Raw genomic sequence first — 6,875 nt, 5'->3', positions numbered from 1 at the left:
GCGGCGGCGGCGGCAGGGGGCGCCGCCCCGCCCGGCGCCGGCCCGCCCGACGTGGACGGGGGCAGCGTGGCGATCAGGGCGCGGCCGTTTTCGGCCAGCCGGGGCAGCTGGTCGCGATAGACCAGCAGCGCCGCTCCCAGCCCGACGATCAGGACCAGCAGCAGCACCCGCCAGGGGGAACGCGAATGGGGGGGGCGCGAAGCAGGATCGGATGGGGACACGCCGTGTTCTCCCTAGGGTCGTTCGCGCCGGAGCAATGGCGCGGGCCGTTGTTCCGGTCTGGCGGCGAAGATACGCCGCCGTGGTTCACGTTTCGTCAACGAATTCGGTTCGAGCCCCGCTTTTTCTCCGCCGTGGCCCCCATCCTCAGCCGAGAAAACCGGCCACCGCCTCGAGAAAGGCGGCCGGCGCCTCGGCATGGACCCAGTGCCCGGCCGCCAGCTCGACCCGGCGCGCGGCGGGAAAACGGGCGCGGATCGCCGTCCAGCCGGCCGGATCGACATAATCCGACTCCCGCCCGGTGACGAACAGGGCCGGCCCGGCAAAAACCGGCTGGGGCAGCGCGGCGGGGAAGTCGAGGATCTCCTCCATCTCGGCCAGCAGCACCGCGAGGTTGGGCCGCCAGCGCCAGCCCGCCTCGCTCCGCTCGAGATTGTGCAGCAGCAGGGCGCGCACCGCCGGATCGGGCACCGCGGCGGCCATGGCGGCGTCGGCCTGCTCGCGCCCGGTCAGGCTGGCGAGCTTCAGCCCGCGCATCGCCCGCAGATAGGGGGCGAAGCTGTGGGCATAGCGCACCGGGGCGATGTCCACCGCCACCAGCCGCCCGACCAGCTCCGGCCGCGACAGCGCCAGGGTCATCGCCACCTTGCCGCCCATCGAATGGCCGAGCAGCGCGACCGGGCGGCCCAGCGCGGCGATCTCGTCGGCCACCAGCCGGGCCTGGAACGGGTAATCCATCCGCTCGGTCCACGGACTGGCGCCATGGTTGGGCAGATCGAAGGCCAGGACGCGGTGACGGTCGGCCAGGGCGCGGGCGATGCCGCCCCAGTTGCGGGCGGAACCGAGCAACCCGTGCAGGATCACCAGCGGCGGCAGGCCCGGGTCGCCCAGGGCGGTGACGGCGAGACGCATCGGCCGATCAGGAACCGAACAGATGGTTGCGCCCGACCAGCAGCCGGCCGATATGGCGGCCGACCAGCTTCAGCAGCGAAAAGGTGGGGCGGACGAATTCGATCGCCACCCAGTCGCCCTGGGCGGCGCGCACCACCCCGATCCCCTTGGCCAGCGGATTGGGGGCCTCGTGGGCCGAGCGCAGTTCGAACGACAGGCGGGTGCCGGGGGCCAGCCGGTGGGGCGGGCGGCGGAAGCGCAGCCCGCCGATCGAGATGTCGATCACCTCGGCCAGGGTGTCGTCGAACAGGATGAACAGCCCCTCGCCCTGATGGCGGGGGTCGATCCGGCGTTCCCGCCCGATCCGCACCGTTTCGTCACCCATCCCCGTCTCCGGTCCGTGCCGACATGGATTCATTCTAGCCCGGCGCGGCGCCGCTGTCACGACGCCCCGGCGTTTTCGCCGCCCCCGCCCCATCCGCGTGACCATGGACAGGGAACCGGCCGTGGGCTAATAATCGCGCTCGTTTTGCCGAGGGATCCCGGCCCCGGCGCGCCTGTCAGACGCGCGGCCCCGACCCCCCTTGCCCTCACAGATCGGACCCCGCCCTCTCCATGCGTCTCTCCGGTATTGTCGTCCTGCTGCTGATCATTCTTGGCAATCTCGGCTTCTGGGCGGCGATCAACCGTCCGCAGACCGGCCTGCCGTGGTCGGGGATGATCAAGAGCGTGTCGTTCAGCCCGAGCCGGGCCGACGACGACCCCACCCTGGTGCGCAAGCTGCCCTATCTCGACGAGACCCATCTCGCCACCCGCGAGGAGATGGACGAGGATCTCGCCCTGCTGGCCGGTCAGGTCGAGCAGGTCCGCACCTATTCGACCCTCGAAGGGCTCGATCAGGTGCCGGAGCTGGCGGCGCGGCACGGCCTCAAGGCGCTGCCCGGCGCCTGGGTCGACGAGCGCCTCGCCCGCAACGAGGTCGAGATCGACAACATCATCCGCATCGCCCGCGACAATCCCAATGTCGAGCGGGTGATCGTCGGCAACGAGAACCTGACCCTGCACCGCCTGACCCCCGAGCAGATGATCCGCTATCTGCGCCGGGTGCGCGCGGCCCTGCCCGACCGGGTCAAGCTCAGCACCGCCGAGGCGTGGTCGATCTGGCTCGATTACCCCGAACTGGCGCGCGAGGTCGATTTCATCACCATCCACACCCTGCCGTTCTGGGAGCGGGTGGACATCAGCAAGGCGCTCGACTTCACCAAGCGGATGGTGCGCGAGGTCCACAACGCCTATCCCGACAAGCCGCTGTTCATCGGCGAGGTCGGCTGGCCCTCGGCCGGGCGCTCCTATGGCGACGCCGAGCCCTCGCTGGTCAATCAGGCCCTGTTCCTGCGCCATTTCCTCAATTGGGCGCAGGAGGAGCATCTCGACTACAACGTGGTCGAGGCGTTCGACCAGCCGTGGAAGGTCAATCTCGACAACAACGCCAGTGAAAAACACTGGGGGATCTGGACGGTCGATCGCCAGCCGAAATTCAACTGGATCGGCCCGGTGATCGAGTTCGAGGAATGGCCGTTCCAGGCCGCCGGAGCGACCTGTATCGCCCTGCTGCCGGTGGCGTGGTTCCTGTTCAAGTGGCGCAACCTGCGCCTGCCGGGCAAGATCTTCTTCGGCGTGCTGGTGCAGTTCGCCGCCACCCTGGTGATCTGGACGATGTCGACTCCGGTGCTGAAGGACGTCGCCCCCGGCACCGGGCTGATGGTCGGATTGCTGCTGCCGGCGCAATTATTGTTGCTGTTCGTTGTGCTGATCGCCGGCATCGAGGTGACCGAACTGACCTGGGCCAGCCGGTTCAAGCGGCGCTTCACCGCGCTGCCGCCGACCGAATGCAAGCGGTTCCCCAAGGTGTCGCTGCATCTGCCCTGTTACAACGAGCCGCCCGAGATGGTCAAACTGACCATCGACAGCCTGATGGCGCTCGATTACCCCAATTTCGAGATCCTGGTGCTCGACAACAACACCAAGGACGAGAAGGTGTGGGGCCCGGTGCGCGATTACTGCGCCACCCTGGGCGAGCGGGTGAAGTTCTATCACCTCGCCCCCTGGCCGGGCGCCAAGGCCGGCGCGCTCAATTTCGCCCTGACCGTCACCGATCCCGAGGCCGAGATCATCGGCGTGGTCGATTCCGACTACCTCGTCGACAAGAACTGGCTGAAGGGGCTGGTGCCCTATTTCGAGAACCCGAAGGTCGGCCACGTCCAGGCGCCCCAGGATCACCGCGACTGGGACCGCGACCTGTTCAAGGAAATGATCAACTGGGAATATGCCGGGTTCTTCGACATCGGCATGGTCTACCGCAACGAGGCCAACGCGATCATCCAGCACGGCACCATGACGCTGATCCGCAAGGAAGCGCTGGAGAAGGCCGGGCGCTGGGGCGAATGGTGCATCGTCGAGGACGCCGAACTCGGTCTGCGCTTCCTCAAGGACGGCTACGAATCGGTCTATGTCCAGGACCGCATCGGCCACGGCCTGGTGCCGGACAGCTTCATGGCCTACAAGAAGCAGCGCTTCCGCTGGGCCTATGGCGCGGTGCAGATCCTCAAGGCGCACTGGCGCTCGCTGATGCCGTTCGCCAAGAGCGGGCTGACCGCCGGCCAGAAATACCATTTCGTCTCGGGCTGGCTGCCCTGGTTCGCCGATGCGTTCTACCTGCTGTTCACCATCGCCAGCCTGATCTGGTCGCTCGGCATGGTGGTGGCGCCGCGCTACTTCCCGACGCCGCTGGCGGTGTTCACCCTGCCGACCGTCGGCGTGTTCGTCGCCAAGATCGTCCACCATTTCTTCCTCTACACCACCCGGGTCAAATGCACCCTGCGCCAACGCTCGCTCGCCGCGATCGCCGGGATGGGGCTGACCTACTCGATCGCCCGGGCGATGTGGCAGGGCATCTTCACCAAATCGACCCCGTTCATGCGCACGCCGAAGATGGCCAACAAGGCCGCCTTCACCCAGGGCTTCCTGATGGCCTCGGAAGAGACCGCCCTGATGCTGGCGCAGTGGCTGGCGGCGATCGTGGTGCTGATCCCCTACCACAATTTCTACGACCCCGACGTGCGGCTGTGGTCGCTGGTGCTGGTGGTGCAGGCGATGCCGTTCCTGGCCGCCCTGATCACCTCGCTGATCAGCGTGATGCCGTCGAAGGCCCCGCCCCCGGCGTCCGAACCGGCTCCGGCCCCCGCCGCGTAAGGTGGGCTCCGCCCACACCCGCCAAGGGCCGCAAGGCCCTTGGACCCCATCGATGGTCGGGCTCCGCCGCCGCCTGAACCCAAGCTGACCGGCGCTTGCGGCCCCGACCACCGAAGCAGGTCCAGGAGCCGCTGGCTCCTGGCGGGCGCGGGCAGAGCCCGCCTTGTTTTTCCGGAACCAGAGATGGCAGAGATGACCCCCGCCCCGATCATCACCCGCCTTGCCGCCGACCTTGCCGCCCGCCCCGCCCAGGTCGAGGCGGCGGTGGAACTGCTCGACGGCGGCGCCACCGTCCCGTTCATCGCCCGCTACCGCAAGGAAGCCACCGGCGGGCTCGACGACACCCAGTTGCGCCTGCTGGAGGAACGGCTCGGCTATCTGCGTGAGCTGGAGGAGCGCCGCGCCGCGATCCTCGCCTCGATCGGCGAGCAGGGCAAACTGACCGACGAGCTGGCCGCCCAGATCGCCGCCGCCGACAACAAGGCGCGGCTGGAGGACCTCTACCTCCCCTACAAGCCGAAGCGCCGCACCAAGGCCCAGATCGCCCGCGAGGCCGGGCTGGAGCCGCTGGCCGAAACGCTGCTGGCCGACCCCACCCGCACCCCCGAGGCCGAGGCCGCCGGCTATGTCGATGAGACCAAGGGCGTCGCCGACATCAAGGCGGCGCTCGACGGGGCGCGCCAGATCCTGATGGAGCGCTTCGCCGAGGATGCCGAACTGATCGGCTCCCTGCGCGAGCATCTGTGGCAAGGCGGGGTGCTGACCGCGCGGCTGGTCGAGGGCAAGGAGGCGGCCGGCGCCAAGTTCCGCGATTATTTCGACTATCGCGAACCGATCCGGGCGATCCCGTCGCACCGTGCCCTGGCCCTGTTCCGCGGCCGCAACGAGGGGGTGCTGTCGCTGGCGCTGCTGCCGGCCGACGAGGCGGCCCGCCCCGACGACGCCCCGCCGGCCACCGGCCCGGGCGAGTGCGAGCAGCGGGTCGCCCGCCGCTTCGGCCTCGGCGAGCGCGGCCGCGCCGCCGATCCCTGGCTGATCGAGTGCATGCGCTGGGCGTGGCGGGTCAAGATCCGGATGCATCTCGAACTCGAACTGCTGGCCCGGCTGCGCGAGGCGGCGGAGGAAGAGGCGATCCGCGTCTTCGCCCGCAACCTGCGCGCCCTGCTGCTCCAGGCCCCGGCCGGGGCGCGGGCCTGCCTCGGCCTCGATCCCGGCCTGCGCACCGGGGTCAAGGTGGCGGTGACCGATGCCACCGGCAAGGTGGTCGAGACCGCCACCATCTACCCCCATCCGCCCCGCAACGACTGGCAGGGCTCGCTGGCGACGCTGTCCGCCCTCGCCCGCCGCCATCAGGTCCGGCTGGTCGCGATCGGCAACGGCACCGCCTCGCGCGAAACCGACCGCCTCGCCCTCGACCTGATCAAGCGCGAGCCCGACCTCAAGCTGGAAAAGCTGGTGGTCAGCGAGGCCGGCGCCTCGGTCTATTCCGCCTCGGAACTGGCGGCGAAGGAATTCCCCGACCTCGACGTCTCGCTGCGCGGCGCGGTGTCGATCGCCCGCCGTTTGCAGGATCCGCTGGCCGAGCTGGTCAAGATCGACCCCAAGGCGATCGGGGTCGGCCAGTACCAGCACGACGTCGATCAGTCCCGCCTCGGCCACAGCCTCGACGCGGTGGTGGAGGATTGCGTCAACGCGGTCGGCGTCGAGGTCAACACCGCCTCGGCGGCGCTGCTGGCCCGGGTCGCCGGCCTCAGCGCGACGGTGGCGAAGAACATCGTCGCCCACCGCGACGCCAACGGCCGCTTTGCCAGCCGCGAGGCGCTGAAGCAGGTCGAACGGCTCGGCCCCAAGGCGTTCGAACAGGCGGCCGGCTTCCTGCGGGTGATCGACGGCAACAATCCGCTCGATGCCTCGGCGGTGCATCCCGAGGCCTATCCGGTGGTCGAGCGGATCGTCCGCGTCACCGGCCGGCCGGTGGCGACCCTGATCGGCGACGGGCCGTTCCTGCGCGGGCTCGACCCCGCCGCCTTCACCGACGACCGCTTCGGCGAGCCGACCGTGCGCGACATCCTGCGCGAACTGGAAAAGCCCGGCCGCGACCCCCGCCCCGATTTCAAGACCGCGACCTTCCGCGAGGGGATCGAGAGCGTCAAGGACCTCGAGACGGGGATGATCCTCGAAGGGGTGGTGACCAACGTCACCAATTTCGGCGCCTTCGTCGATATCGGCGTGCATCAGGACGGGCTGGTCCACATCTCGATGCTGGCCGACCGCTTCGTCAAGGACCCGCACGCGGTGGTCCAGCCGGGCGATCTGGTCAAGGTCAAGGTGCTGGAGGTCGATCTCGCCCGCCAGCGCATCGCCTTGTCGATGCGGCTCGATCAGGCCGCCGCCCCCGCCGGCGACAAGGGTCCGCGCGACCGCGCCCCCCGCGACAAGGCCGGACGTGACCGCCCGGAACGCGACCGCCGCCCCGCCCCGTCGCGGCCCGACCGCGCCCCGGCCGCCCCGGC

The 6,875-nt window shown here is 69.6% G+C and carries 5 protein-coding genes; 2 read left to right on the top strand and 3 right to left on the bottom strand.

Annotated elements, in window-relative coordinates; all coding sequences use genetic code 11:
• The 3 genes from ACFSNB_RS18230 to ACFSNB_RS18220 all read right to left on the bottom strand — a co-directional run.
• Positions 1-221, bottom strand: a 221-nt coding sequence (locus ACFSNB_RS18230) for a hypothetical protein (RefSeq protein WP_377319183.1), incomplete at its 3' end; no start/stop codon positions are given.
• Positions 222-366: 145 nt separating this feature from the next.
• On the bottom strand, positions 367-1,131 hold the full coding sequence (locus ACFSNB_RS18225; protein WP_377319181.1) for an alpha/beta fold hydrolase: 765 nt from the start codon (positions 1,129-1,131) through the stop codon (positions 367-369).
• A gap of 7 nt (positions 1,132-1,138) precedes the next feature.
• Positions 1,139-1,495, bottom strand: a complete 357-nt coding sequence (locus ACFSNB_RS18220; protein ID WP_377319179.1) for a PilZ domain-containing protein — start codon at positions 1,493-1,495, stop codon at positions 1,139-1,141.
• A gap of 230 nt (positions 1,496-1,725) precedes the next feature.
• Here ACFSNB_RS18220 and ACFSNB_RS18215 point away from each other — a divergent pair, with 230 nt between their 5' ends.
• Together ACFSNB_RS18215 and ACFSNB_RS18210 are read left to right on the top strand one after the other, a co-directional pair.
• Positions 1,726-4,362 carry a glycosyltransferase gene (locus ACFSNB_RS18215; RefSeq protein ID WP_377319177.1) on the top strand — a complete coding sequence of 879 codons (2,637 nt, stop codon included), beginning with the start codon at positions 1,726-1,728 and terminating at the stop codon, positions 4,360-4,362.
• A 192-nt stretch (positions 4,363-4,554) separates the two neighbouring features.
• Positions 4,555-6,875: Tex family protein (locus tag ACFSNB_RS18210; RefSeq protein ID WP_377319175.1), on the top strand; the 2,321-nt coding region annotated here is incomplete at its 3' end.

It is taken from the genome of Phaeospirillum tilakii, assembly GCF_042683125.1.
GTDB lineage: Bacteria > Pseudomonadota > Alphaproteobacteria > Rhodospirillales > Magnetospirillaceae > Phaeospirillum > Phaeospirillum tilakii.
This window is presented reverse-complemented; position numbering and strand designations above follow the sequence as displayed.

Excerpts from the sequence above, each read along its gene's own strand:
- ACFSNB_RS18215 (WP_377319177.1), top strand. The coding sequence starts at position 1,726 with ATGCGTCTCTCCGGTATTGTCGTCCTGCTGCTGATCATTCTTGGCAAT.
- ACFSNB_RS18225 (WP_377319181.1), bottom strand. The coding sequence starts at position 1,131 with ATGCGTCTCGCCGTCACCGCCCTGGGCGACCCGGGCCTGCCGCCGCTG.
- ACFSNB_RS18220 (WP_377319179.1), bottom strand. The coding sequence starts at position 1,495 with ATGGGTGACGAAACGGTGCGGATCGGGCGGGAACGCCGGATCGACCCC.